We start from the raw sequence: 26,278 nt of genomic DNA, 5'->3' as shown, positions 1-26,278 counted from the left end.
GGCGCGACCAACCGCATTGGCTGCGGTGGGCACCGACGCTCGAACGCACTAGCATGACCAAATTGCTGCACTGCAACGAGGTCACGAGCGCGTGCTTTGCTCTGGCGAAAGAGTAACCGGTCAAAATTCTCCCGCAGCTGCGAACGGCTGTGGAAATGTGCGGCGACGCGTTGCCGCATTGCGGCGAACGCCGATTCTGCTGCTTGGCGGCGCGCTGCTCTGCGCGGTGCCGATCGGATCGGCATATGCGCAGGAAAAGGAGAAGCCGGAGCCCCGGCAGGGCCTGCGGATCGAGCCGTCGCTGACCGCGGTCTATGACGACAACGTCTATCGCGTCGACTCACGAACCGAGGATCCGGTCGCCGACGTGATCATCACGCCCGCGATCGAAGTCGGCTTCGACCGCGATATCGGCATCGCCGCCTTCAGCCTTCGCGCGCTCGCGGGTTATGACCGGTTCATTTCCGAAGGCGACCGGAGCAAGCCGCGCCTCGAACTCGAGGGTTCGGGCAAGTACGTCATCGCCGGGCAATGCTGGGTGCGGCCGACTGCGAGCTATCGCCAGCAGCGCGCCGATTATGGCGACATCAACAGCGCCTCCGAGAATCTCCAGAAATTCTCGACCCTCGGGGTCTCGGCAGATTGCGAGCGACCCGCGGGCCTCTATCCGGTCGTCGCGTGGCGGCGCGATACCACGCGCAACGGCGACGGCTTCGATTATGCCGACCAGACGAGCAACCTCTATCGCGCGGGCGTCGGCTATGCGCGGCCGAGCTTGGGCAAGCTGACCGCTTATTACGAGCGCGTCACCAGCGAGCGGCCCGCGCTCGGGCTCGAGAATCGCAGCGACGCCTATGGCCTGTCGTTCACGCGATCGGTCTCGCCGCTGACCTCGATCGATGCCGACATTCGCTGGATGCACGTAACGAGCACCGCCGACGCGATCGGCAGCTATAACGGCCCCGGCTGGACGGTGCGCGTCTCGACCATGGCGATCCCGCGCGTGAAGATCACCGGATCGACCGAGCGGACCATCGTCAACGACAGCCTGATCGCGTCGGGCTTCGCGGTGCGGACCGCGCATCGGCTCTCGGCCGAGCTGGCGCTGAGCGAACTCACCACGATCGGCGCGTTCGGCGAGTTGGTGCGGCGCGATTTCCGTCAGGACGCGGCGATCCGTCCCTTCAACTACACCCACGACCGTACGAACCAATTCGGTTTGATCGCGCGTCGCAAGATCACCGAGGCGCTCGCCCTCGATCTATCGCTCACGCATCTCGACCGTGCCACGAACAGCGATGTCTCGAACTATCGGGCAAATCGCGTGTCGCTCGGCGCCACCATGAGGTTCTGAACCTATGAGGTACATCATCCTAGCCCGATCCCTGAGCGTCGCACTCACCGCATCCACCGTCCTCGCCTTGCCGGCGATGGCGCAGACCAACGGAGCGGGCGTCACCCTCGCATCGACGCCGCCGGCCCCCGCCGCCGCGCCGGCCAAGGCCGCTGCCCCCGCCGCACCCGAAGGCTATCGGCTGGGCCCCGACGACGAGGTCAAGGTCGCCGTCTACGGCCAGCCCGATCTCTCGGTCACCACGCGGGTGAAGGCGGACGGCACGATCCGGTTGGCGATGCTCGGCGCGGTCGACGTGCGCGGCAAGACCACGGCCGAACTCGCCGACGCGATCGCGGCGGGCTATTCGAACGGCGGCTATCTCGAGCGGCCCTCGGTCAATGTCGAGGTGTCGCAGTTCGTCAGCCGCTTCGTGACCGTGCTCGGCAACGTGCCGCAGGCGGGCAATTATCCGCTCGACCGGCCTTATACGGTAGCGGCGATGCTGGCGCGGGCCGGCGGCGCGAATGCGACGGGCGCCAATGCGGTGATCCTCACCCCCGCCGACGGCAGTGGCCCGGTGCGCATCTCGCTCGCCGAGATGAACGCGGGCGCGAGCCGCCGGCTGGTGCCCGGCGACATCCTGTTCGTGCCCCCGGCCGAGAAGATCTACGTCTACGGGCAGGTGCAGGGGCCCGGCGCGTTCAACTTCGTCCCCGGACAGACCTTCCGCCAGGCGCTCGCGCTCGCCGGCGGACCCACGCTCGCCGGCTCGACCAAGCGCATCAAGGTGCGCCGCGGCGGCAAGGAGGTCGAGAACCTCACGCTCGACGACGCCGTCCAGCCCGAGGACGTGCTGGTCATCCGCGAGAAGCTGTTTTGAGCGCGACCCAGGATTGGAGGCACAGCATGAGCTGGACCGAGCGACTGCAGCATTGGCTGCGCGGGCTGACGGGGGGCGGTGCCGGCGGGCGTCGCATTCCCGAGCGGCTCGAATATTTGCCTGAGGTCGAGGAGGAGTCCGTCGTGCCGATCTCGGCGGGGCGGGCCTCCACGGCGCAACCGAGCATCGCTTTTCGCCGCAACGCGGTGTTCGCGGCGTTCAACACCGCGGTGCCGGTCACCGATCGTCATGGGCTGGCCGGGCGCAAGAAGGAGCTCAGCCGGCTGCTCGACGCGGTGGTCAAGCAGCGCAAGCACGCGCTGATCTATGGCGCGCGCGGATCGGGCAAGACCTCGCTGGCGCGCGTGTTCGGCGATCTCGCCGACGAGGCGGGGTGCGTCGCGCTCTATGGCTCGGCAAGCGAAGGTGCCGATGTGGACGGGCTGTTCCGCCCGTTCCTCGACGAGCTGCCGCTCCAGCGCGGGGTCGCCGCGACGCTTCCGGCGGACCGGCCGGCGAGCGTCCAGCAGCTCGCCAACCTGTTCGTGCAGGGGGTGAACCAGCGGACGCTGCTGATCGTCGACGAGTTCGACCGCGTCGCCGCCGAACGCACCCGGCACGAGGTCGCGACCTTGCTCAAGCTGCTCACCGACATGCATTCGGCGGTCCAGATCGTGCTCGTCGGGATCGCGGGGAACGTCGATGGGCTGCTCGCGGCGCATCCGTCGCTCCGGCGGCATCTGTTCGCCCAGCCGGTCGCGCCGATCGAGCGCGATGAGCTCGCCGGTTTGCTGCGGCTTTGTGCGCAGCAAGCGGGGCTCTCGTTCGAGGAGGAGGCGGTGCAGACGATCGTCTCCGCCGCGATCGGCTCGCCTTATCACGCGCGGTTGTTCGGGATGCACGCGGCTCTGACGGCCGAAGCGCAGGGGCGCGAGCGCGTCACACTCGCCGACGCGCAGCGCGGCCTCGCCGAGGCGATCGCCGAATGGAGCGAGCTGACGCCCGACGTCTGCGCGGTGTTCGAGCGTGCGCTCGCCCAGGCGGGTTCGCTGCGCGGGATGATCGCGCTGACCGGGGTGCTCGCGGCGCATTCGCCGGTGCTCACCTTCGATCGCATGGCCGCTGCGGGCACCGACCTGTTCGGCGACGAGCTCGGCGGTCCCGCCGCGGTCGATCGTACGATCGGGCTGATCGCGCCGGCGCTGAGCGAGGACGGGATACCGGGCCAGCTCCAGTTCGTGGATTCGCTGTCGCCGCAATTCCTCGTGCTGATGGCCAATGGCGCGACGGCGCGGGCGCGGGAGGATGCGTCGAGGGCGCGCGACACGCTCGACGCGCGTGAGCTTCTGCAGGGAGTCGGGCTATGACGATCAAGGCGGCCGACCTGGTCGAGGCGCTGAAGGCGCGATGGCTGCTGGTCGCGGCGATCGCGGGGGCGCTGTTCGCGCTCATCGCGGGCATCGCATTGGTGCAGCCGCGGCAATATCTGGCAACGTCGTCGCTGCTCCTCGATCTCTCGCAGACCGATCCGACCGACAGTACGCAGCAGCAGCAGGGAAGGATAGAGACCGATTCGATCATCGCGACGCAGCTGGATCTCATCCGCAGCGCCAAGGTGATCAACCTCGTCGCGCAGCGCGCCGGCTTCGTCGATGCGACGCCGGCCGATCTTCCGCCCGAGGCGCGGCTTCAGCAGGCGGCGGCGCGGGTGCGGGCGGGGCTGACGGTCACGACCGGGCGGCAGAGCAACGTGCTCCAGATCCAGTTCCTCGATCCCGATCCCGCGGTCGCGGCGCGCGTCGCCAACCTCGCCGCCGCCATCTACATGCGCGAGCAAGTCAGCCTGCGCGCCTCGGCGGCGCAGGGCTCGGCGCAATGGTTCGAGGCGCGGACGGCGGACGTCCGCCGCCGCTACGAAGTGGCGCAGAAGAAGCTCTCGGACTTCCAGCGCGCGCACGACATCATCGGCATGAACCGCATGGATCTCGAGGCCGAGAAGCTCAAGAACCTCTCGGCGCACCTCGTCCAGGCGCAGGCCGATGCCGCCGCGGCGCATTCCAAGTCCGGGTCGGCGGCGGTGCCGGAAGTGGCTACTTCGCTGGTCGTCCAGAATATCGAGGAGGCGGTCGCGACGCAGGCGGGCAAGGTCGCTGAGCTCGCCAAGACGCTGGGTCCCAACCATCCGCAGATGATCGCGGCCAAGGCCGAACTGGGCGAGCTGCGGGGGAGCCTCCAGGGAGCTCGCGCCAACCAGGCGTCGTCGATGACCGCCAACAGCAGCGCGGCGAGCCGGCGCGAGGCCGAGCTTCGCGGCGAGATGGCGGCGCAGGAGGATCGCATGATCCGCATGTCGGGCGTGCAGGACCAATTGATGGTGATGCAGCGCGACGTCGAGGCGGCGCGGCAGACCTATGACACGGTGCGCCAGCGCTTCAACGAAGCCGCGCTCAAGAGCCAGATCTCGCAGCCCAATGCGAGCTCGCTCGACGAGGCGTCGGTGCCATTGTTCCCGGCCCGACCGAACCTGCCCTTGTGGTTCGTCGCGGGGATCGCGCTCGGGCTGCTCGCGGGCATCGCCACGGTGGTGCTGGGCGAGATCCTCCGGCCGCGCGTGCGGACCGCGAACGGCCTCGCGGCCTCGACCGAAGTCGAGGTGATCGCCGATCTTTCCCCCAAATCCCGGCCCGTCGGCGGCTGGTTCGTTCCCCGAGAGGAGGCAGCATGAGGCTCCGTTCCACTGCGGGCGCCAACCCGCTCTTCGCCGACGCGACGCTCCACCCGGCGGGCGGTGATGCCGACACGCCGGTGCCGGGCGGGCTCGGGCTGCTCGAGGCCGGGGACACGCGCGTCGATCCGCTGGTGACCGCGGCCTTCGATGCCGACGATCCCTATGTCGCCAAGGTCCGCAAGGTGCGCGCCAAGCTGCTGGCGACCGCGCGCGAGGCCAGCGCCGCCGACGGCAAGTTCCGGCTCGCGATCCTTTCGCTCCAGGCGGGCGACGAGGCGTCGATCCTCGCCGCGAACGTCGCCGCGGTGATGGCGCAGATGGACGGCCCGACGATCCTCGTCGATGCCGATATCGAACGGCCCTCGCTCGATCGGCTGCTGCGCCTGCCCAATCGCATCGGGCTCGCCGAGCAACTGGGCGGGATGGCGCTGCGCCTGCCGGTGCTCCAGACCGCGATCGACCGGCTCTGGCTGATGCCCGCCGGGCAGGCCGCGGGCGGCGCGTCGACTTTGGTCGAGAAGGGCTCGCTCGCCGAGGCGGCGGAGGGCTGGAACCTGCCCGACGCCAATCTGCTGGCCTTCCTCGCCGAGCGTCCGCGTGGCGGAACCGCCTTCGGCAACATCCTCGAAAAGTTCGACGCGGTGGTGGTGGTCGCGCGGCGCGGCGTGACGCCCGTCAGCGAGATTCGCCGCGTCATCGACGATCTCGACCGGCATCATATTCCGATCGCCGGCTCGGTGGTGAGCTGAGGGGCGCGCGATGCACGGAACCACGATCGAGCTGGGGCTCGGCGGGAGCGGGACGGACGACAGTGGCCATTCGGAGAGCGTCCGCGTCGGCGGCGTGCCGGTGTCGACGCTGTCGCTCCGCGCGCTGATCGAGAAGATGCTGCGCGATGCGCCGCTGCGGCTCGCGGCGGGCGCGCCACCGCTGCTGGTGTTCGACTGCAACGGCCACGGCCTGTCGCTCAACGCGACCGACAAGGTCTTTGCCGCCGATCTCGCCAAGGCCGACCTGATCCACGCCGACGGGCAAGTGATCGTCAAGGCGTCGCACTGGCTCGGCGGGCCGCAGATCGCCGACCGCTCGAGCACCACCGACATGTTCATCGACAGCCTGCCCGGCGCCGCGGCGGGGAAGGTGCGCTATTACCTGCTCGGCGGCACCGAGCAGGTGAATGCCGACTGCGCCGAGCGGATCACCGGCTCGACGCCCGGGCTCGAGTTGGCGGGACGCCGCAACGGCTTCTGGAAGCCGGACGAGGAAGATGCGGTGATCGACGCGATCAACGCCGCCGCGCCCGACGTCCTCTGGGTCGGTACCGGCAAGCCGCGCGAGCAGGCCTTCTGCGTGCGCAACCGCAGCCGGATCAAGGCCGGCTGGATCGTCACCTGCGGCGGGCTGTTCAACTACATCACCGGCGATTATCCGCGCGCGCCGCTCTGGATGCAGAGCGCCGGGCTCGAATGGCTCCACCGGATGGCGACCAATCCGCGACATCTGGCGTGGCGCTACCTTACCACCAATCCGCACGCGCTCTGGCTGATCTGGAAGCACCGACGTGGCTGAGGCGTCTGCCATCCCTGTCGAGAAGAAACCCATGCGCGCAACGCTGGCACGGTTCGGGCTGGCGAGCATGTCGTCGGCCGCGGTGTCGGTCAGCCATCTGCTCGTCCAGCTCGTCTCGGTGCGGCGGCTGGAGGCGAGCGAGATCGGCACGCTCGCCTTCCTGCTGGTCATCATCCAGTTCGGCTACGGCCTGTCGAATGCCCTGGTCTCGACGCCCTATGCGATCGCGGTGAACCAGCGCGAGGACGGCGAGGACCAGGGCTTCGACTTCTTCTACCCCGTGAACCTGCTGCTCGCTTTGTCGCAGGGGCTGCTCTGCGCCGCGATCGGCTGGATCATGGCGGGGCCCTGGGCCGCCGCGGCGTTCGGGCTGGCGGGACTGTTCTCGCTGCTTCGCTGGTTCGGACGCGCCAATGCCTATGCGCACCACACGCCCGGCGGCGCGGCGGTCTCGGACCTGGTCTATGCGGTGCTGGTCGTCGCGGGCGTGGGCGCGACCCTGGCCGTCGGTGCGCGGCTCGAACTGTTCGGAGCGGTGCTCGCGGGTGCGGGGCTGCTCGCGCTGATCCCCTTCGGCGCGGGCTTCCTCGCGCGGCACCGCCCCGTCGGGCTCGGGCGCGCTTTTGCGAGTTATCGCCCGGTGTGGAAGCGGCAATCGGCCTGGACGCTGATCGGCGTGATCACCACCGAGGCGACCTCGAACGCGCACAGCTACATCGTCACCCTTTTCGCCGGGCCCGCGGCTTTCGCGCCGATCGCCGTCGGCATGCTGTTCTTCCGGCCGGTCAATGTCTGCATCACCGCGCTGACCCAGCTCGAGCGGCCGCGCATGGCGCGTGCGGTGGGGCAGGGAAATGAGCGGTCCGCGCGCGGATCGGTCCGCGCCTTCCTGGCGGCTTTGCTGGTTATCTGGGTCGCGACCGCGGTCACGGCGGCGCTCATCCTGTTCGTCTTCCCCCACATCATCATCAAGCCGACGCTCTCGGTGGAGACGGTGATGATCGCCGTCGCGCTCTGCGCCGCCTTGTCGCTGGTGCAGTGCATCCAGGCGCCGATGAGCGTGCTCACCCAGGCGCGCGGCGCGTTCAAGCCGCTCGCGGCGACGAGCGTGCGGAGCTGCTTCGTCGGCGTCGCGGCGGTGGTCGCGGTTACTTTGCTCGCGCCCTCGGTCTATACGATCGCGGGCGTGGTGCTGGCGCAGCTGGTGATGATGCTCGGCATCTGGCGGCTCGACCGCCGCTGGCGCGCCGAGCGGGCGGAGGCGGAGTGAGCCTCGCGCTTCCCTGGCATCGCGGGCGCGTGCCGCTGCGCGCGACCGGCGCCGCGCCCGCGCGGAACCTGGTCGCCGCGAACCGCGCCGAGGCGCTGATCCCGGTCGCGCAGTTCGTCTATTTCGTCTTCCTGATGCTGATCTTCATCGGCCAGCAGCCCTTCTCGTCGCGCAACCAGGAGCAGCTGGTCGCGATGGCGGCGAACAATGACGGATCGGACCCGTTCAAGCAGGCCTTCTTCATCGGCTTCGCGCTGCTGCTGACCTTGCTCGAGCTTAGCCGGCGCTATCGGTTGCAATATCGCTTCACCTATTGGCCGCTGCTGCTGATGCTGGTCTGGTTCCTGATCAGCTGCGCCTGGGGCGTCGATCCGTTCGTGTCGTTCAAACGCGCGATGCAACAGGTGATCGTGATCTACATCACCTTCCTGTCGCTCGCCTTGCTGGGGCCTGAGCGGATCTACCGCACGCTGGTGGCAGCGCTGGTGACGTCGCTGCTGATATGCTGGATTTCGCTGCCGTTGACTCCCAACGCGGTCCACCCGCCGACGGAGAGCGACAAGGCGCTGATCGGCGCGTGGCGCGGCTTCTTCTTCCACAAGAACATCGCCGGCGCGGTGATGGCGCTCACCTTCGTGGTGACCGCGCACGCCTTCTTCACGTCGCGCAAATGGTATTTCGCCTTGTTCTCGGTGATGGCGTTCGTCTTCGTGATCGGGACGAAGAGCAAGACCTCGCTCGCGCTCTGTTTCGCGATCCTCGCGGTGAGCTCGGTCTACCGGCTGCTCAGCCAGTCGGTCGCCAAGCGGGCGGTGCTGCTGCTGCTCGTCGGGCTCGGCATGCTGCTCTTCCTCGCGCTCTACATCGCCTTCCAGCCGGTGATCGAGCGCTGGTTCGCCGATCCCACCGCCTTCACCGGCCGCGTGTCGATCTGGAAGGTGGCGATCGATTACCTCGCCGACCATCCGTATCTCGGCGCCGGCTTCGGCGGCTTCTGGCAGGTGGGCGATCTTTCGCCCGCGCACGACTATCTCAACCAGCAGTTCCAGCTGCTCACCGCGCATTCGCACAACGGCTATCTCGAGATCCTCGTCACCACCGGCCCGGTCGGGCTGGTGCTGCTTCTCGTCTCGTTCGTCGTCCTGCCGGCTTACTGGTTCCTCACCGGCACCACCCGCCAGAACGCCACGCTGATGGCGAGCGCCTTCGCGATCTGGAGCTTCGTGCTCTACCAGAACCTGCTCGAGACCTCGTTCTTCGACAAGGACCGCCAGGTCTGGGTGATCTTCCTGTCGTCGCTCGCGATCGCCCACGCCTCGTTCAAGGCGGTCGAGCGCCCCCGCTGGCACCGCCGCGCATCACGCACCCCCGAACTGGCCCCGGGAGGTGCCGCATGACCGAGATCGCCATCTGCATCGCCACCCGACAGCGTCCCCAGGGCATCACCCGGACTTTGCGCTCGCTCGCCGATCTGGTGACCGAGCGCGCGGTGACGGTGATCGTCGCCGACAACGACGCGGTGAAGCGCGAGGGGATTGCCGCCGCGGAGGCGCTGCAGGCCGAGGGCTATCGCTGGCCGCTCAAGCTGCTGACGGTCGCCGAGCCGGGGATCCCGCAGGTCCGCAACGCGCTGGTCGAGGCGGCGCTGCGGCTACCCGACATCCGCTTCGTCGCGATGCTCGACGATGACGAGGCGGCCGATCCGCACTGGCTGCACGCGATGCTGGCCTGCCAGGCGGCGACGCGCGCCGACGTGGTCGGCGGCGCGGTGCTGCGCGAGATGGAGGGGGATGTGCCCTCGTGGATGCTGGAGCATCCGATCCTCCGGCCCAAGCAGCGCGGCGCATCGGGCGTAGTCGACCTGGTCGACAGCACCGCCAATGTGCTGATCGCCGCCGAGGCGCTCCGCGTGCTCGGTGACAAGCCTTTCCACGAGGCGATGGCGCTCACCGGCGGCTCGGACAAGGAGCTCTTCACCCGGATGCAGCGCGGCGGGCGTCGCTTCGCCTGGGCCGAGGATGCGCGCGTCACCGAGCTGATCCCGGCGAGCCGGATCACGGCGAAATGGCTGCTGATGCGCGGCTACCGGGTCGGGATGACCGACACGATCACCGCGATGACCCACAGCACCCCGTTCAAGGTCGCCACCGCCGAGGCGCACCGAATCGTCGGCGGCTTCGTGCTCGGCTCGCTCGGCGCGCTCACGTTCGATCCCGGCAAGAGGGTCGTCCGGCTCGGCAAGCTCTATCGCGCGGCGGGCAAGGTCGCCGCGCTTACCGGCCATCGCTACGAGGAATATCGCAAGGTGCACGGCGCATGAGGAACGACACCGGCCAGCCCACCTTCTCGGTGGTGATCCCGCTCTACAACCGGGCGGAGATCGTCACGACGACGATCCGCTCGGTGCTGGCGCAGGATTTCACCGACTTCGAGATCATCGTCGTCGACGACGGATCGAAGGACGATCCCGAGCCCGTGGTCGCCGCGATCGGCGATCCGCGCATCCGCTACGTGCGCCAGGACAATGCCGGCGGTGGCGCGGCGCGCAACCGCGGGATCGAGGAGGCGCGTGGGCGCTACATCGCCTTTCTGGATTCCGATGATCAGTTCCTGCCGGGCAAGCTCTCGATCATGGCGGCGGCCCTGCCCGACGAGAACGACACGGTCCTCTATTCGCAGATGAAGGTCGATCGCGGCGTCGATCGCTACTGGGTGCGCCCCGATCGCGGCATCCGCGAGGACGAGGATGTCGGCGAATACCTCTTCTGCGCCAACCAGTTCATGCAGACCTCGACGCTGGTCGTGCCGACCGCGCTCGCCAGGCGCGTGCGCTTCGATCCGGCGCTCAAGAAGGGGCAGGACCTGGATTTCAGCGTCCGGCTGCAGGTCGCCGGGGCGCGTTTCCGGATGATCGAGCAGCCGCTGACGATCTGGCTCGATGCGAGCGAGGCGGGACGCACCTCCTATGTCCGCGGCTACGAGACTTCGCTCGACTGGCTCGAGCGGTGCGGCCACCTGCTGACCGACCGGGCGCGGCACGGCTATCGCGCGACGGTGCTCGCTTATCACATGGCGCCGATCCGGCCGATCGCGACCGTGCCCGAGCTGGTGCGCGGCCTGTTCTACGGGCGCGTGCCGGCGCGCATCCTCGCGCGGCAATTGCTTCGCTCCTACCTTCCCAAGTCGCTCTACCGCTCGCTCGTCAACCAGTTCGTCCATCGCTTCGGCAAGACCGAGGCGCTGGCTGGCAAGGCGGGCAAGTGAATGGACGCGCGCGCTCAGCCTGAGCCCATGGCGACTGGGGAGGCCCCGCTGTTCACGGTGGTCATCCCCACCTTCAACCGGCGCGACGCGGTGGTCGAGGCGGTGCGCTCCGCGCTCGACCAGAGCGTCCGCGATCTCGAGGTGATCGTGATCGACGACGGCTCGACCGACGGCACCGCCAGCGCGGTCGCCGCTGTCGGCGACGAGCGGCTTCATGTCATCGTCCAGCCCAATGCGGGCGCCGCCGCGGCGCGCAACCGCGGGATCGACTATGCGCGCGGCCGCTACGTCGCCTTCCTCGATTCCGACGACCGCTTCTTCCCCGATCACCTCGCCGACCTGCTGCCCCTGCTCGCGCAGGGCGACGACGTCGTCGCTTATTGCCGCGTGGTCGTCGATCGCGGGTCGGGTCGGCACTTCCTCAAGCCCTATCGCGAGATCCAGAGCGGCGAGAGCGTCGACCGCTACCTGATGTGCGAGCGCGGCTTCATCCAGACGAGCAGCCTCGCGCTCCGCCGCACGCTCGCCAATGCGGTGCGCTACCGCGAGGATGTCGGCTTCGGCGACGATACCGATTTCGCGGTGCGGCTGTCGCTCGCGGGCGCCAGGTTCCTGATGGCGGCGCGCGCGACCGTGCTCTGGGCCGATCGGCGGACCGAGAACCGGTTGTCGCAGGTGCGGGCGAACATCGGCAACCTCGCCTGGCTCAAGGACCTGCGCCCGCACATCTCGGCGCGCGCCTATTCGGCCTATATGGGCTGGCACGCCGCCAAGAGCGTCTGGCCGACCAGCCGGCGCACCGCGCTGCGCTATTATTTCGACGCCTTGCGCCACGGCGCGTTCCGCCCGCGCATCGCCGCTATCGTGCTATTGCAAATCATTATTCCCGATAATCACTATCGCAAGGCGGCCGATCGATGGATCGCACTGACCAGCCGGTTGCGGGGCGTGCGGATATGAAGCGCCGCACCTTCATCGCCGGCGCCGCGGCGGCGTGCAGCGTTCCGCTCGCCTCCAGCGCGGTGCCCTTCGTGCCGCCGATCCCGGATACCAGCGGGCCCGGCCTCGACGCCCGGGCGCGGCGCAGCGGCCGGCATTTCGGCTGCGCGATCAAGTCGAGTCAGCTCGCCAAGGACGCGCCGTTCACCGCGGCGGTGCTGCGCGAGGCGGGGGTGATCGTCCCCGAATACGAGCTCAAGCGCCACGTCACCCAGGCCAAGCCCGGCAAATATGATTTCAGCGGCGCCGACAAGCTGGTCGACTTCGCGCAGGAGCACGGGCTCGCCATGCGCGGGCATACTTTGGTCTGGTATGCGGCGAATCCGCCCTGGCTCGAAGCGACCGTGCCGCAGGCCGACCCGCGCGGCCGCGAGGACCTGCTCGGCGGTTATATCCGCACCGCCATGGGGCGCTATGCCGGCCGCATCAGCGAATGGGACGTGGTCAACGAGCCCGTCGAGCCCAACCAGGGCCGCCCCGACGGGATGCGCGTCAAGAACATCTGGGAGCAGGCGTTCGGCGACCGCTATGTCGACCTGGCCTTCAACCTCGCCCGCGAGGCCGATCCGAAGGCCAAATTGTTCCTGACCGATTTCGGGCTCGAGCACGCCTCGCGCCGCTGCGCCGCACGCCGCGACGCGATCCTGCGGCTGCTCGAAGGCGCGCTTTCGCGCGGGGTGCCGATCGACGCGCTCGGCGTCCAGGGCCATCTCAAGCCTTTCCGCGAGCCCTTTGACGAGCGGACCTTCGCGTCGTTCCTCGATGAGGTTCGCGGCATGGGGCTGGGAATCGCGATCACCGAGTTCGACATCGCCGATCGGGGCGGCCCTGCCGACGTCACGCAGCGCGACGCGCAGGTGGCCGCGGTCGGCCGCGCCTTCCTCGACGTGGCGCTCGACAACCCCGTGATGGAGTCGGTGCTCAGCTGGGGGCTGTCGGACCGCTATTCGTGGCTGTCGACCTATCCCGAATATCGCTGGCCCGACGGGCAGAAGTCGCGCGGGCTGCCGCTCGACGCCGATCTCAACCGCAAGCGGTTATGGGCGGAGATGGCGGCGGCGTTCGACGCGGCGCCGATGCGCAAGGCGGAAGTAAAAGGGCAGGGAGTGCCGGCATGAGAATCGCGTCCTTGACCGGCCTGCGCGGCATCGCCGCAGTGGCGGTCCTGCTCTACCACATTCCGCATTCGCCTGCCTTCCAGGATTACGCGCTGGGGCTGTTCTCGCGCGCCTATCTCGCAGTCGATTTGTTCTTCGTATTGAGCGGCTTCGTCATCTCGGTCGGATATTACGAGCGCGTGGTGAAGCGGCCGAGCGCGGCGAGCTATGGCGATTTCCTGCTCAACCGGATGGCGCGCGTCTGGCCGCTCCACTTCGTCGTCGCGATGGTGTTCCTCGCGCGCATCCTCGTCAACGTGTCGGGCGACCAGCCGGTGGCGCTGACGCCCGCGAACCTCTTCACCAATTTCTTCATGATCGAGAGCTGGGGCTGGGGAACGCAGGCGCTCGCCGGCAACAGCTGGTCGGTGAGCACCGAACTGGTCGCCTATCTGCTCTTCCCGCTGGTCGCGATCCTCGCTTTCTCGCGGCTGGTCTGGCTTGAGGTCGCCAGCGCGGTGCTGCTGCTGATCGTCGTGGCGACGTACGGACACGGCTCGCGCGGGCCGCTCGACGTCAACGACGGCAACACGCTCCTGCCGGTGCTGCGCTGCCTCGCCGGCTTCGCGTTGGGGGTCGTGGCGTTCCGCGTCGCGCGGCATCCGAAGTGCGAGCGCGTGCTGGGCGGCGAGCACGGCTTCCTCGCAAGCTGCGCGCTGCTCGTCGTGGCGTTGCTGGTCCCGGGCGGCGACGTGGTGGTGGCCTTGTGCTTCCCGCTGCTGGTGATCGCCTGCTATTATGACGGCCGCACGGCGCGCGCTCTGCTCGCCAACCCGGTCTCGTTCCATCTCGGGCTGATCAGCTATTCGATCTATCTCTGGCACCCGCTGGTGCGCGACGTGTTCGCGCGCGCGATGGGGATCTCCCACCGCTATGGCCTTGTCGGGTTCGACTGGGTTTTCGTCGCCGGCACGCTGGTGGCGACCTGGCTGGTCTGCTGGGCGAGCTATCTGCTGATCGAAGTGCCGGGGCACCGCGCGATTAAGAAGCTCGAGCGCCGCGTCGTCCCGCGGCCGCCGCTGCCCTTCCAGCAGGCCGCCGAATAGATGATCGGCACGGGCGCCTCGACGCTCATCGCGGTGCCGACCTTCCGGCGCCCGGAGCAGCTGCGGCATTTGATCGAGGCGATCGCGCGGCTGGACCGGCTCGAGGGCACGGCGCTGCTCGTCGCCGACAACGACACCGCCGGCGAGGGCGCGGCCGCCGCGGCGAAGGCGGTGGCGGAGGGCTTCCCGATCCCCGTCGAGATCATCTGCGTGCCGACGCCGGGCCTATGCCATGTCCGCAACGCGATCGTCGCGCAGGCGCTGGCCATCCCCACGGTGCAGCGGCTGGTGATGATCGACGACGACGAATGGCCCGAGCCGCAATGGCTCGCGGCGTTGCTCACCGTCCAGCAGCGCACCGGCGCGGCGGTGGTCGGCGGACCGGTGATCCCGGTCTTCCCCGAAGGCGCGCCCGACTGGGCCGAGCAGACCCTCGTCTTCCGCCCCGAACGGCGCCCCGAGGGCCCGGCCGAGATGCTCTACGCCAGCAACAACCTGCTGGTGATCCGTGCGGCGCTGGAGGCGCTGGGATCGCCGTGGTTCGATCCCGCCTTCAATCGCAGCGGTGGCGAGGACTTGGATTTCCTCACCCGCCTCAAGGCGCTCGGCTTCACCTTCGCCTGGGCGCCGGGTGCGCGGGTATCCGAATGGGTCGGCGCCGAGCGCGCGCGCAAGGCCTGGGTGCTCCGGCGGATGTGGCGGATCGGCGTCACCGACACACGGGTCGCCCGCAAGCAGCGCGGGCTGTTCGGCCGCATCGGCCTCGGCCTGCGCTCGCTGGCCTTGCTCGGCCTGCGCACCGCCGCATTGCCCGCGCTGGCGTGGCGGCGCGACCGCCGGCTCGACATCGCCGGGCAATGGGTCAAGGCGGTCGCCCGCCTCTACGCGCTGGCGGGCGGGAGCGACGCGATCTACGCCGCCCCCGCTCCGGTCAGTTCTGCCAAGCGCGGAAGCTTTTGACGATCATGTCGCCCGAACCGTCAGTGTAGCTGCCGGTGGTCTTCACCGCGACGTCCATGATCGGATACCAGCGGTGCCCCCGGAACGGGTTGACGCTCTGGTAGGTTTCGAGCCCGTCGACGAACCAGGTGATGTATTCGGGGCCGATGTCCACGGCATAGCTGTGATAGCCCTGCGAGAAGCCCGACAGCCCGTAAGCCTGCTCGGCCTGGATGTTGGAGCCGCGCTGGAACGTCCGCCAGCCGCCGCCGTTGCCGCCATGGATCGTCGCCGAGATGTGCCGGTCGAAGTCCCAATAGCTCTGGTATCCGAAGCCCTCATACACGTCGATCTCGGGCGGCCAGCCGGACGTGGAGATCAGCCAGAAGGCCGGCCAGGCGCCGCGCCGGTTGGGCATCTTGGCGACCCACTCGTACTGGCCATAGCCGATCTGGGTGGCGGGGGTGTTGTGCCCGCTCAGCACGACCGCCCCGTAACTGTAGGCCGTGCCATTATAGGTGATCGGCGACCAGAGATTCTGGGTGTGGAACACCAGCCCCTCGTCGGTGTAGCGCAGCGGCGCCTCGACCCACGGGTAGAGACTTTCGTCCAGATAGAGGCCGGTCTCGCCGTTCGCGGGCTGGGCGCGGCCGTGCGACAGCTGGGTCGCCCAGGCGCCCGACCAGCCGACATCGGACCAGCGCATCGTCTCCTTGGTCATCTGGTACTGGAGCGTGCCATAGGAGCGGAAGGTCCGCGGGTTGCGGAAGCCCCAGGTGGCCGGGGCCGTCGCGGTGGCGCCGGCGTCGGCCGTGACGGTATTCGAGGCGGTACCCTGATTCGCGCCCCACGGTGCCTCGCGCAGCTTGAGCGAGAATTGCTGCCCGTCGACGACGTCGAGGATCGGCACCGACACCGTCTTGGTCAGCGGATCGCCGGGACGGAAGATCACGACGTCCTCGGTCGCCTTATAGTCATAGCCCGAGATCGCCCGGTTGGTGCCCGATCCGTTGACGGTGATCACGCGGGCGATGACCGTGTTCGGCGTCGCCTGGTTCAACGTTACCGGCACATAGGCGACCGAAGCGTCAGGCTTGAACACCGCCGCGCCGATCGAGAGCGTCGCCTTGGGAGGCAGCTTGGTGCCGTTGGCGAAGTCGAAGCTCGCGAAGCTGTTGGTGCTCGCCGTGGTCTCGGTCTGCGCGAGCGCCGCCACTGCGGTGGTCGCCTCGGGCGTTGCTGTTGCAGAAACGGCAATCGTGCCGGACTGTTGCTGTGAAGAGCTGGAGTCATCGCCCGAACATGCGGCGAGCGCGCAAAGCGACAGGGCGCCCGCGAACGGGCGCAGATAGTGGATACGCATGAAAACACCCCCCGGTGTCGACGGCCAACTACTGTGCCGCCTGAGGAGTATTTAGAAGAGAAAGGGCGCCCGAACCAAGTCCGGGCGCCCTGTTTGCGTCGAGTTGAGTTCGAAAGGCTATCGATTGATAACCAGGTTACTCCGCTGCAATCGCGAGTGTTTCGGACGCAACTGCCAGCCCGCGTCCCACGCCGGTATAGGTGAAGCCCGCGGCCTCCACCGCGTCGGGACGGTAGATGTTGCGCAGGTCGACTAGCGCATCGCCGTCCATGCGCGAACGCAGCGCCTCGAGATCGAGCGCGCGGAACGCGTTCCATTCGGTCACGATCACCAGCGCCGTCGCGCCATCGGCCGCCTCATAGGGCGAAGTCGCGAATTCGACATTGGGCAGTAGCGGCCGCGCCGCCGCCATGCCCTCGGGATCGAACGCGCTGACGCTCGCGCCGCCGTCCTCGAGCGCCTGGATGATCGCCAGGCTCGGCGCGTCGCGCATGTCGTCGGTGTTGGGCTTGAAGGTCAGGCCGAGCACCGCGATCTTCTTGCCGCGCACCGATCCGCCGCATGCCGCGATGATCTTCCGCCCCATCGCGCGCTTGCGGCTGTCGTTGACCGCCACCGTCGCCTCGACGATGCGGACCGGCGTCCCCGAATCCTCGGCGGTCTTGACCAAAGCGAGCGTGTCCTTGGGGAAGCACGATCCGCCATAGCCCGGGCCGGCATGGAGGAACTTCGAGCCGATGCGGTTGTCGAGCCCGATCCCGCGCGCGACCTGCTGGACGTCGCCGCCCACCGCCTCGCAGAGATCGGCGATCTCGTTGATGAAGGTGATCTTGACCGCGAGGAACGCGTTGGCGGCATATTTGATCAGCTCACTCGTCCGCCGGCCGGTGAACAGGATCGGCGCCTGGTTGAGATAGAGCGGGCGATAGACTTCCTCCATCACCGGGCGCGCACGCTCGTCCTCGATGCCGATGACGATGCGGTCGGGGCGCTTGAAGTCCTCGATCGCCGCGCCCTCGCGGAGGAATTCGGGGTTGGATGCGACGGCGAACTGCGCCTCCGGGTTGGTCTCGCCGATGATCCGCTCGACGTCGTCGCCGGTGCCGACCGGCACGGTCGACTTGGTGACCACGACGGTGAAGCCCTTGAGGCACGGCGCCATCTCCGCGGCGGCGGCATGGACATAAGAGAGGTCGGCATGGCCGTCGCCGCGGCGCGACGGCGTGCCGACCGCGATGAACACCACGTCCGCCTGCTCGACCGGCCCGGCAAGCTCGGTCGAGAAGGCGAGGCGGCCCGCCGCGACGTTGCGCGCGACGAGATCGTCGAGGCCCGGCTCATAGATCGGGATCTGCCCGGCGTTCAGCCGCGCGATCTTGCTCTCGTCCTTGTCGACGCAAGTTACCTGGTGTCCGAAATCGGCGAAGCAGGCGCCCGAGACGAGCCCCACATATCCCGATCCGATCATCACGATGCGCATGCCGATACTCCTTTACTGATACGCGTTCACGCCGCGCGGCGCGGCTGGCGGGCGGCGAGCAGTTGGCTCGCGAACAATTCGACTTCGTCGGCGAGGTCCTCGCGCGCGAGCGCCATGGCGAGGTTGGCGTGGAGGAACCCCGCCTTGTCGCCGCAATCGTAGCGCGTGCCGGCGAAGGTCACGCCGTGGAAGGGCTGCTCGCCGATCATCCGCGACATCGCGTCGGTGAGCTGGATCTCGCCGCCCGCGCCCTTCTCCTGGCTCGCCAGCACGCCCATCACTTCGGGCTGGAGGATGTAGCGGCCGATCACCGAGAGGTTCGATGGCGCGGTGCCGGGGGCGGGCTTCTCGACCAGTCCCTTCACCTCCGTAAGCGAACCGTCGCGCGTGCCGGGCGTGATGATGCCATAGCGATGCGTATGCTCGTCGGGCACGGTCTCGGCGCAGATGACGTTGCCGCCGACCTGCTCGTACGCGTCGATCATCTGCTTGAGGCAGCCTGGCTTGCCGACCATGAAATCGTCGGCGAGCAGCACCGCGAAGGGCTCGTCGCCCACCACGTCGCGCGCGCACCACACTGCGTGGCCGAGCCCCATCGGCTCCTGCTGGCGGACATAGGCCACCGCGCCGGGCTTGAGCCGGGTGCGGCCGAGGATGTCGAGCGACTTGCCGCGCCCGCTCATCGTCGTCTCGAGTTCGAACGCGATGTCGAAATGGTCCTCGATCGCCGCCTTGCCGCGGCCGGTGACGAAGATCATCTGCTCGATCCCCGCCTCGATCGCCTCTTCGACCGCATATTGGATCAACGGCCGATCGACGACCGGGAGCATCTCCTTGGGAATCGCCTTGGTTGCCGGGAGAAAACGGGTACCGAGCCCGCCCACGGGAAACACTGCCTTACGCACACGCCTTGGAGCCATAAACGCCACCTCCTTCGCTGCGATGCAGCATAGATGGCTGACGGCATGGCGGCAATTTCGCCTCGACGTTCGGGCGGCACCACTGGTCTGCGTTTTACGACTTTCGGCGAGGGTCAGCCCGAGGCCGGCGCCACCGAAGCGCGGCGGATCAGCGTCGATACGAACAGCGACGCCTCGCCATCTTCGCTCGCCACGCCGCCCTCGCCGCTGACCAGCTTGAGCGCCGCGGCGCGGGCCATGGTGGCGATCGGCCAGCGCACCGTGGTGAGCGGGGGCCAGAGGTGCGAGGCGATCGGGGTGTCGTCGAACCCGATGATCGACAGGTCCTGCGGCACGTTGAGCCCGCGCTGGCGGGCGACGTGGAGCACGCCCGCCGCCATCTCGTCGTTCGAAGCGAACACTGCGGTGGGGCGGGGAGCGAGGTCGAGCAGCTGCTCGGCGGCGCGCATCCCCGATTCGAAGCGATAGTCGCCCTGGACGATCAGCGTGCGCTGGATCGGCAGCCCGGCGCGTTCCAACGCCTCCTCATAGCCCTTCTGCCGCTCGAACGCCGAGCGGAAGCCGTGCGGCCCGAGGACCAGCCCGATCCGGCGATGCCCGGATTCGATCAGATGGTCGACCGCGCCGCGCACTGCCTCACGATCGTTCGAGACCACCATGTTCGACGCGTCGTCGAGCGGCGCCGAGCCCATGCGGACATAGCGCACGCCGAGCTCGGCGCAGAGCGCTGCCAGCTGGTCGTTCTCGGAGATCGGGGGCAAGATCATCACCCCGAACGGGCGCTGCCGCTCGAGGAACTGGCCGATATCCTCGAGCATCGTCGGCGAGCCGCGATTGACCGGGTGGACGATCAGCTCGAACTCGGTGTCGCGCAGCGTCTCCAGCATGCCCTGCTGGACGTTGAGCACCATCTGCGCGTTGGGATTGTCGTGGATCAGCCCGATCAGGAAGTTGCGGCGGAGCGCCAGCGCGCGCGCCTGCGGATTGGGGACATAGCCGAGCTCGGCGATGACTTCCTCGACGCGCCGCCGCGTATCGCCGTTCAGCAGCGGCGACTGGTTGATCACCCGGCTGACGGTCTTCTTCGAGACGCCGGCGATGCGGGCGACGTCGTTGATCGTGGGTTGCGAACTGCGCTTCATTGCGGAAGGCATAACCCGGTCCGGCGATTGCGCCAAATGCAGGCGTGCACGCGCGCTCGTCCGGCAGTTGTTGCCAATCCCACCCATTACTTGATACCGGTGTCATGAGCGGCCGCGAGAGCCGATGCAGGCGAGAGGGATGCGATGCTGATTCAACCTTCGCGGCGCGATCTGCTGCGCTACGGCGCGCTCGGCGGCGCGGGTGCCTTGCTGCCCGGGCGTGCCGGGGCGGCCGCCGACCCCTGGCGCCGCGCCGCCGAGATCGCGCGCACCGTCCGGGCGCCGCGCTTCCCGGCCCGGACCTTCGACATCACCCACTTCGGCGCAAAGGGCGACGGGACCATGCTCAACACCGCCGCCATCGCCGATGCGATCGCGGCCTGTTTCGCGGCCGGCGGGGGCAGGGTGGTCGTTCCCGCCGGCACCTTCCTCACCGGCGCGGTCCATCTGAAGTCCAACGTCGAGCTCCATCTCGCGGCCGGCGCGACGCTGCTCTTCAGCACGGATCCCGCGCATTATCCGATGGTCTTCACGCGCTGGGAGGGCGTGGAGCTGATCAACTATTCGCCTTTGGTCTATGCCTATAAGGCGAAGAACATCGGGATCACCGGTTCGGGCACGCTCGACGGGCAGGGCAGCGCGCGGCATTGGTGGTCGTGGAAGGGCCCCTGGGGCGGCACGGTCGAATATGGCTGGCGCGAGGGGATGCCCGATCAGCGCAAGAGCCGCGCGATACTGTTCCAGATGGCCGAGGATCGCGTGCCCGTGGAGAAGCGCGTGTTCGGCGACGGCCATTATCTGCGCCCGCCCTTCATCCAGCCCTATCTCTGCGAGAACGTCCTGATCGAAGGCGTCAGGATCCGCCGCTCGCCCTTCTGGAACGTCCATCCGGTGCTCTCTCGCAACGTCATCCTGCGCGGGCTCGATATCATGGGGCACGGCCCCAACAACGACGGCACCGATCCCGAATCGGTCGACATGATGTTGATCGAGGATTGCAGCTTCGACACCGGCGACGATTGCATCGCGGTCAATTCGGGGCGCAACGAGGACGGCCGCAGGCTGGGCGTGCCCTCGCAGAACATCCTGATCCGCAACTGCCGGATGAAGGAAGGCCATGGCGGCATCACCGTCGGCTCGCAGATATCGGGCGGCGCGCGCTGGGTCTTCGCCGAGAAATGCCGGCTCGACAGCCCCGATCTATGGTACGCGATCCGCTTCAAGAACAACGCCTTGCGCGGCGGTCTTCTCGAGAACTTCCACTATCGCGACATCGATGTGGGGCAGGTGGGCCGCGCCGCGATAGCCTGTGACTTCAACTATGAGGAAGGCACGAACGGCCGCTTCAAGCCGGTCCTGCGCCACATCAACATCCAGCGGCTGCGCGCCACCAGGGCGACGCGGGTGCTCGACAGCCAGGGGCTGCCCGGCGCGCCGGTGACCGACATCGCGCTCGAGGATTGCAGCTTCGATGGCGTCACCCAGCCCAGCGTGATCCGCCATACCGAGCGCGTGACGCTCGCCAATGTCCGCGTGAACGGCAAGGTCGTCCACGCGCTCGACCAGCTTCAGCCCGCATAGGAACCCCATGCTCGCACTCGTCCTGCTCGCTCTGACCCCACCCGATCCCGGGCAGCAACTCGCCTTTCCCGGCGCCGAGGGGGCGGGGCGCTTCGCGCTGGGCGGGCGCGGCGGGCAGGTGCTGTTCGTCACCAACCTCGACGACAGCGGCCCCGGCAGCCTGCGCGCGGCGGTGGAGACGAAGGGGCCGCGGACGATCCTGTTCCGCGTCTCAGGCACGATCAAGCTGCTCAAGCCGCTGGCGATCCGCGAGGGCCGCGTGACCATCGCCGGCCAGTCGGCGCCCGGCGACGGCATCACGCTGCGCGACCACATGCTCCAGGTCTCGGCCGACGACGTGGTCGTGCGCTACATCCGCACGCGGCTCGGCGACGAATCCAGGACCGAGTCCGATGCGCTGACCATCACCAAAGGACGCCGGATCATCCTCGACCACGTCTCGGCGAGCTGGTCGGTCGACGAGACGCTGTCCGCCTCGGCCAACTACACCAACGCCGATCAGGGCTTCTACGACGTCACCGTCCAATGGTCGATCATCGCGGAATCGCTGACCCGGTCGCTCCACGCCAAGGGCGAGCACGGCTATGGCAGCCTGATCCGCGGCGGGCGCGGGTCGCGGGCGAGCTTCCACCACAATCTCTGGGCGAACCATTCGGCCCGCATGCCGCGCCCGGGCAATTACAGCGGCCCCGACGTGGACCCGGTCGGCGCGTTCTTCGATTTCCGCTCGAACGTCTTCTACAATTGGGGCCGCACCCGCGCCGGCTACAATGCCAACAAGGCGACGCTCGTGCGCTACAATTTCGTCGACAACGCCTATGTCCCCGGCCCCCAATCGCTCAAGCCGATCGCGTTCGACGAGTCCGATACGCTCGCCAGGGCCTATTTCGCCGGCAACAGCATGAACGGGGCGATCCCCGCCGATCCGTGGAGCCTCGTGACCGGCGTCCAGCCCGAGGGCTACCGGCTGGCCGCGCCCGTCGATGTGGCACCCGTGACGCCCGATCCGGCGCCCTCTGCCTATGCGCGCGTGCTCGCAGGGGCCGGCGCGTCGAAGGTCCGCGATGCCGTCGATACGCGCGTCGTGGCGGGTGTCCGCGATCGCACGGGCAGGCAAATCGACAGCCAGAGCGAGGTCGGCGGATGGCCCGAACTCAAGAGCCTACCCGCCCCGCGTGATGGCGACGGCGACGGCATGCCCGACGCCTGGGAGCGCAGGCACGGCCTCGATCCCGTTACCACGGATGCGAACGGTGACCGCGATCGCGACGGCTACACCAATATCGAGGAATGGCTGGCCGACCTGGCCGGGAGCTGAGCGCAAGCGCATATGTTTCCGGTTTGTGACACCGGTAACCTGGCGCCTTTGATCAGATAATGCTCGATATTCCAAATAATGGGATCGCACCGCCGATTTTCGGCTGTTGCTGAACTACAACAGGTGCTCCGAGGAAAAGCAGGCGAGGGTCATCCAGTCGGTTGACACCGGTGTCCAATCATCGGAAGCTGGCGCGATACCGAAGCTGCGTCGCACATCGCGCGCAGCAGCAGGGACACAAGCGTGCCGGCTTCGGGCGGCGCGCATATCCCGGAACCGCCAGCAGAGCGGACCGGAAGAACAGGCAAGGAGGCTGTCATGAAGGTGCGCGTTTCTCGATTCCATTGGCGTTGCGGCGTGTCCGCGACGGTCGTCGCCCTGGCCCTCGGCGCGGCCGCGAGCGCATCGGCGCAGACTGTCGAGCCGGCGCCCGCCACTCCCGACGCGCAGACTGCCCCCGCCGAGGAGCCGCCGGCCGACGAGATCGTCGTCACCGGCTTCCGCCAGTCGCTCGAGGCCGCGCTCAACGTGAAGCGCAACTCGGTGTCCGCAGTCGACGCGATCGTCGCCGAGGACATTGCCAAGTTCCCCGACCAGAACCTCGCCGAATCGCTCCAGCGCATTCCCGGCATCTCGATCCAGCGCGATGGCGGGGAGGGGCGCGCGATCACCGTCCGCGGGCTCGGCTCGCAATTCACCCGCGTGCGGGTGAACGGGCTCGAGACGATCGCCACCTCGCATGACGGCGCCTCCTCGAACCGCGACCGCGCGTTCGACTTCAACGTCTTCGCCTCCGAGCTGTTCACGTCGATCGTCGTCCACAAGACCGCGGAGGCGAGCCTTGACGAAGGCTCGCTCGGCGCGGTGGTGGACCTCAACACCGGCAATCCGCTGGCGGGCAAGGAGGGCTTCACGCTCGTCGGCTCGGCGCAGGGCAGCTACAACGATCTCAGCAAGAATTGGGGCCCGCGCTTCGCCGGGCTGATCGGCTGGAAGTCGCCCGACGGCACCTTGGGCGCGTCGATCTCCGCCGCCTATCAGAGCACCGACACGCTCGAGCTCGGCAACAACACCGTCCGCTGGGCGCAGGCGCGCTTCGACTCCGTGGGCGGCACGCCTTGCTTCTATTCGGCGAACACCGGCGGCACGCCCGTCGCCAATTCGGGCGGCAATTATCGTCCGAGCGCCGCCTGCGATGCCGTGGCGCTGGCCTTCCACCCGCGCATCCCGCGCTATGGCGAGGTTCGCCACGATCGCGAGCGCCTGGGCATCACCGGCAGCATCCAATGGGCGCCCACCGACGCCACCAAGATCTCGATCGACGGCCTGTTCTCGCGCTTCAGCGAGAATCGCGAGGAGAAATGGGGCGAAGTGCTGCTCCGCTCCAACGAGCGCTCGATCAACGTCAGCAACTATGTGATCGACGACGACAACAACCTGATCAGCGCCACGCTCGACGACGCCTGGGTGCGCACCGAGCATTTCCTCAAGCAGTCGAAGACGACCTTCTACCAGATCGGCGGGAGCTGGGATCAGGACCTCGGCGACAATTTCCGCTTCACGCTGCTCGGCGGCATCTCCAAGTCCGATGCCGACGTGCCGGTCGAGACCACCTTCGTGTTCGACGATCGCGATGCGCAGGGTTATCGCTACGACTATAGCGACATGAACAGCCCGGTGCTGACCTTCGGCACCAGCGTCACCGATCCGGCCAATTTCCAGCTCGCCGAATTGCGCGACCGGCCGTCCAACGTTACCAACAAGTTCCGCACGGTGCAGCTGCGCACCGAATGGGACGTGGCCGAGGGTTTCCAGGTCAAATTGGGCGGGCTCTACCGCCGCTTCGACTTCGATTCCGAGGCCTTCACCCGCGACACCGTGGTGTGCGGCAATGGCGGGCTCGATCGCGTGCTCGGCACCGTGACCTGCTCGCCCTCCTCGGCGTTCGGCCCGACCGCGGTCTACGGCCTGCCCGTGACCTCGGGCATCAGCGAACTGTTCCAGCTGGGTAACGCCGGCCAGCCGAGCGGCACCACCACCGAGTGGCTGGTTCCCAACATCGACGCCGCCGCGGCCTATACCAACCTCTACAACCGCCCGACCGCGATCGACGCGGGCAATACGCGCGGCGTGACCGAGGAAGTGAAGGGCGGCTATCTCCAGTTCGACGCGAAGACCGAGCTGGGCGGCGTCGAAGTCGCGGTCAATGCGGGTATCCGCTATGTCCGCACCGATCAGGCGTCGCGCGGCCTCACCAGCGGCACGCCGGTGACGGTGAACCGCGACTATGAGGATTGGCTGCCGGCCGTGAACGTAGCGATCACGCCGGTGCACGACGTGATCATCCGCGCGGCGATCGCGAAGGTGATGACGCGCCCGACGCTCGGCAATCTGACGCCCGGCGGCTCGGTCGACGGGTTCAACTATCGCATCAACTACGGCAATCCGTTCCTCGAGCCGTTCCGCGCAACGGCGTACGATCTCGGCCTGGAATGGTATTTCGCGCCCGGCTCGATCGCTTCGGTCGCGTTCTTCCGCAAGGAGATCCAGAGCTTCCCGGTGGCCGAGACGCGCAGCGGCACCTTCGCCTCGACCGGCCTGCCGCTGTCGATCATCCCGCCCAGCTCGCCCGCCGCGATCAATCCCGAGGGCCAGCTCTGGACGATCAACTCGATCGGCAACGGCGCGGGCGCCGAGCTCAACGGCATCGAGCTGTCGCTCCAGGCGCCGTTCCGCTTCCTGCCGGGCTTCCTCTCGAACTTCGGCGGCATCGTGAACGCGACCTTCGTCGATTCCGACGCGACCTATACGGTGGCGGGCCCCACGGTGAACCCGTGCGTGCCCGGCGCCACGCCCACCGCGGCGTGCGCCTTCGGCCCCAACGTCGCCGCGACGCGCAGCTCGACGCTGTTCGGCCTGTCGAAGAAGGCGTTCAACGCGACGCTCTATTACGAGGACAGCCGCTTCAGCGCGCGTGCCTCGGTCAGCTATCGTGGGCCGTACAACGATCAGAACAGCGGCACCGGCAACGTATTCGAGGGCTATGACGCGATCACCAATGTCGACGCCTCGATCCGCTACAAGTTGACCGACTGGGTCGAGCTGTCGGTCGAGGGCACCAACCTCACCGACGCCTATCGCGAACGCTTCACCGACACGGATGCGCAGCGCAACTACGAGTACAACCATTTCGGCCGCACCTTCTTGGTGGGCGCGCGCTTCAAGATGTGATTGTGACGAATGGCGCGGGAGCAATTCCGCGCCGTTTCCCTTTGTACGGAACAAC

At 68.0% G+C, this 26,278-nt stretch carries 21 protein-coding genes; 17 read left to right on the top strand and 4 right to left on the bottom strand.

What is annotated here, in order from left to right:
- Window positions 1-157: 157 nt before the first annotated feature.
- The 14 genes from MT490_RS07815 to MT490_RS07750 are packed head-to-tail and all read left to right on the top strand — an operon-like array spanning window position 158 to window position 15,209.
- Window positions 158-1,354, top strand: coding sequence for a hypothetical protein (locus MT490_RS07815; protein ID WP_297385787.1), 1,197 nt, complete (start codon window positions 158-160; stop codon window positions 1,352-1,354).
- A gap of 4 nt (window positions 1,355-1,358) precedes the next feature.
- The gene (locus tag MT490_RS07810) at window positions 1,359-2,216 is read left to right on the top strand and encodes a polysaccharide biosynthesis/export family protein (protein ID WP_297385785.1); all 858 of its coding nucleotides are present in this window, start codon (window positions 1,359-1,361) and stop codon (window positions 2,214-2,216) included.
- A gap of 26 nt (window positions 2,217-2,242) precedes the next feature.
- Window positions 2,243-3,583 carry an ATP-binding protein gene (locus tag MT490_RS07805; RefSeq protein ID WP_297385783.1) on the top strand — a complete coding sequence of 447 codons (1,341 nt, stop codon included), beginning with the start codon at window positions 2,243-2,245 and terminating at the stop codon, window positions 3,581-3,583.
- Window positions 3,580-4,941: a GNVR domain-containing protein gene (locus MT490_RS07800; RefSeq protein WP_297385781.1), complete on the top strand. Its 1,362-nt coding sequence runs from the start codon at window positions 3,580-3,582 to the stop codon at window positions 4,939-4,941. Before MT490_RS07805 ends, MT490_RS07800 begins: the two co-directional genes overlap by 4 nt.
- On the top strand, window positions 4,938-5,693 hold the full coding sequence (locus tag MT490_RS07795; RefSeq protein ID WP_297385779.1) for a capsular biosynthesis protein: 756 nt from the start codon (window positions 4,938-4,940) through the stop codon (window positions 5,691-5,693). The genes MT490_RS07800 and MT490_RS07795 overlap by 4 nt, the downstream gene beginning before the upstream one ends.
- Window positions 5,694-5,703: 10 nt before the next feature.
- Window positions 5,704-6,513, top strand: coding sequence for a WecB/TagA/CpsF family glycosyltransferase (locus tag MT490_RS07790; protein ID WP_297385778.1), 810 nt, complete (start codon window positions 5,704-5,706; stop codon window positions 6,511-6,513).
- A gap of 31 nt (window positions 6,514-6,544) precedes the next feature.
- Window positions 6,545-7,783, top strand: coding sequence for a polysaccharide biosynthesis protein (locus tag MT490_RS07785; RefSeq protein WP_297385776.1), 1,239 nt, complete (start codon window positions 6,545-6,547; stop codon window positions 7,781-7,783).
- Window positions 7,784-7,818: 35 nt separating this feature from the next.
- On the top strand, window positions 7,819-9,180 hold the full coding sequence (locus MT490_RS07780) for an O-antigen ligase family protein (protein ID WP_297385829.1): 1,362 nt from the start codon (window positions 7,819-7,821) through the stop codon (window positions 9,178-9,180).
- Window positions 9,177-10,103 carry a glycosyltransferase gene (locus MT490_RS07775; protein WP_297385774.1) on the top strand — a complete coding sequence of 309 codons (927 nt, stop codon included), beginning with the start codon at window positions 9,177-9,179 and terminating at the stop codon, window positions 10,101-10,103. Before MT490_RS07780 ends, MT490_RS07775 begins: the two co-directional genes overlap by 4 nt.
- Entirely contained in the window at window positions 10,100-11,047 is a 948-nt protein-coding gene (locus MT490_RS07770) for a glycosyltransferase family 2 protein (protein WP_297385773.1), read from the top strand. The genes MT490_RS07775 and MT490_RS07770 overlap by 4 nt, the downstream gene beginning before the upstream one ends.
- Complete coding sequence (locus MT490_RS07765; protein ID WP_297385772.1) at window positions 11,048-12,007, top strand: glycosyltransferase family 2 protein; 960 nt, start codon at window positions 11,048-11,050, stop codon at window positions 12,005-12,007.
- Window positions 11,965-13,164, top strand: a complete 1,200-nt coding sequence (locus MT490_RS07760; RefSeq protein WP_297385770.1) for an endo-1,4-beta-xylanase — start codon at window positions 11,965-11,967, stop codon at window positions 13,162-13,164. The genes MT490_RS07765 and MT490_RS07760 overlap by 43 nt, the downstream gene beginning before the upstream one ends.
- On the top strand, window positions 13,161-14,249 hold the full coding sequence (locus tag MT490_RS07755; protein WP_297385768.1) for an acyltransferase: 1,089 nt from the start codon (window positions 13,161-13,163) through the stop codon (window positions 14,247-14,249). The genes MT490_RS07760 and MT490_RS07755 overlap by 4 nt, the downstream gene beginning before the upstream one ends.
- On the top strand, window positions 14,250-15,209 hold the full coding sequence (locus tag MT490_RS07750; protein WP_297385766.1) for a glycosyltransferase family 2 protein: 960 nt from the start codon (window positions 14,250-14,252) through the stop codon (window positions 15,207-15,209).
- On the opposite strand, the gene MT490_RS07745 is transcribed toward MT490_RS07750, so the two are convergent.
- The 4 genes from MT490_RS07745 to MT490_RS07730 form a co-directional block, all read right to left on the bottom strand.
- Window positions 15,181-16,551 (bottom strand): family 16 glycosylhydrolase, encoded by a 1,371-nt coding sequence (locus MT490_RS07745; RefSeq protein ID WP_297385763.1) that lies wholly within the window; start codon window positions 16,549-16,551, stop codon window positions 15,181-15,183. The two genes, MT490_RS07750 and MT490_RS07745, sit on opposite strands and share 29 nt — an antisense overlap.
- A 136-nt stretch (window positions 16,552-16,687) precedes the next feature.
- Window positions 16,688-18,031, bottom strand: a complete 1,344-nt coding sequence (locus MT490_RS07740) for a UDP-glucose/GDP-mannose dehydrogenase family protein (RefSeq protein ID WP_297385761.1) — start codon at window positions 18,029-18,031, stop codon at window positions 16,688-16,690.
- A 26-nt stretch (window positions 18,032-18,057) separates the two neighbouring features.
- Window positions 18,058-18,951 carry a UTP--glucose-1-phosphate uridylyltransferase GalU gene (gene galU, locus MT490_RS07735; RefSeq protein ID WP_297385760.1) on the bottom strand — a complete coding sequence of 298 codons (894 nt, stop codon included), beginning with the start codon at window positions 18,949-18,951 and terminating at the stop codon, window positions 18,058-18,060.
- A gap of 113 nt (window positions 18,952-19,064) precedes the next feature.
- The gene (locus MT490_RS07730; protein ID WP_297385759.1) at window positions 19,065-20,093 is read right to left on the bottom strand and encodes a LacI family DNA-binding transcriptional regulator; all 1,029 of its coding nucleotides are present in this window, start codon (window positions 20,091-20,093) and stop codon (window positions 19,065-19,067) included.
- A gap of 144 nt (window positions 20,094-20,237) precedes the next feature.
- On the opposite strand from MT490_RS07730, the gene MT490_RS07725 reads away from it, so the two are divergent.
- From MT490_RS07725 to MT490_RS07715, 3 genes are all read left to right on the top strand, one after another.
- Window positions 20,238-21,674: a glycoside hydrolase family 28 protein gene (locus MT490_RS07725; protein WP_297385757.1), complete on the top strand. Its 1,437-nt coding sequence runs from the start codon at window positions 20,238-20,240 to the stop codon at window positions 21,672-21,674.
- A 7-nt stretch (window positions 21,675-21,681) separates the two neighbouring features.
- The gene (locus MT490_RS07720; RefSeq protein WP_297385756.1) at window positions 21,682-22,992 is read left to right on the top strand and encodes a pectate lyase; all 1,311 of its coding nucleotides are present in this window, start codon (window positions 21,682-21,684) and stop codon (window positions 22,990-22,992) included.
- A gap of 318 nt (window positions 22,993-23,310) precedes the next feature.
- On the top strand, window positions 23,311-26,223 hold the full coding sequence (locus tag MT490_RS07715; protein WP_297385755.1) for a TonB-dependent receptor: 2,913 nt from the start codon (window positions 23,311-23,313) through the stop codon (window positions 26,221-26,223).
- Window positions 26,224-26,278 lie beyond the last annotated feature (55 nt).

Source organism: Sphingomonas sp. (assembly GCF_026460985.1).
Classification (GTDB): domain Bacteria; phylum Pseudomonadota; class Alphaproteobacteria; order Sphingomonadales; family Sphingomonadaceae; genus Sphingomonas.
The sequence above is the reverse complement of the archived record's forward strand: the minus strand, read 5'-3'. Positions and strand labels throughout refer to the sequence as shown.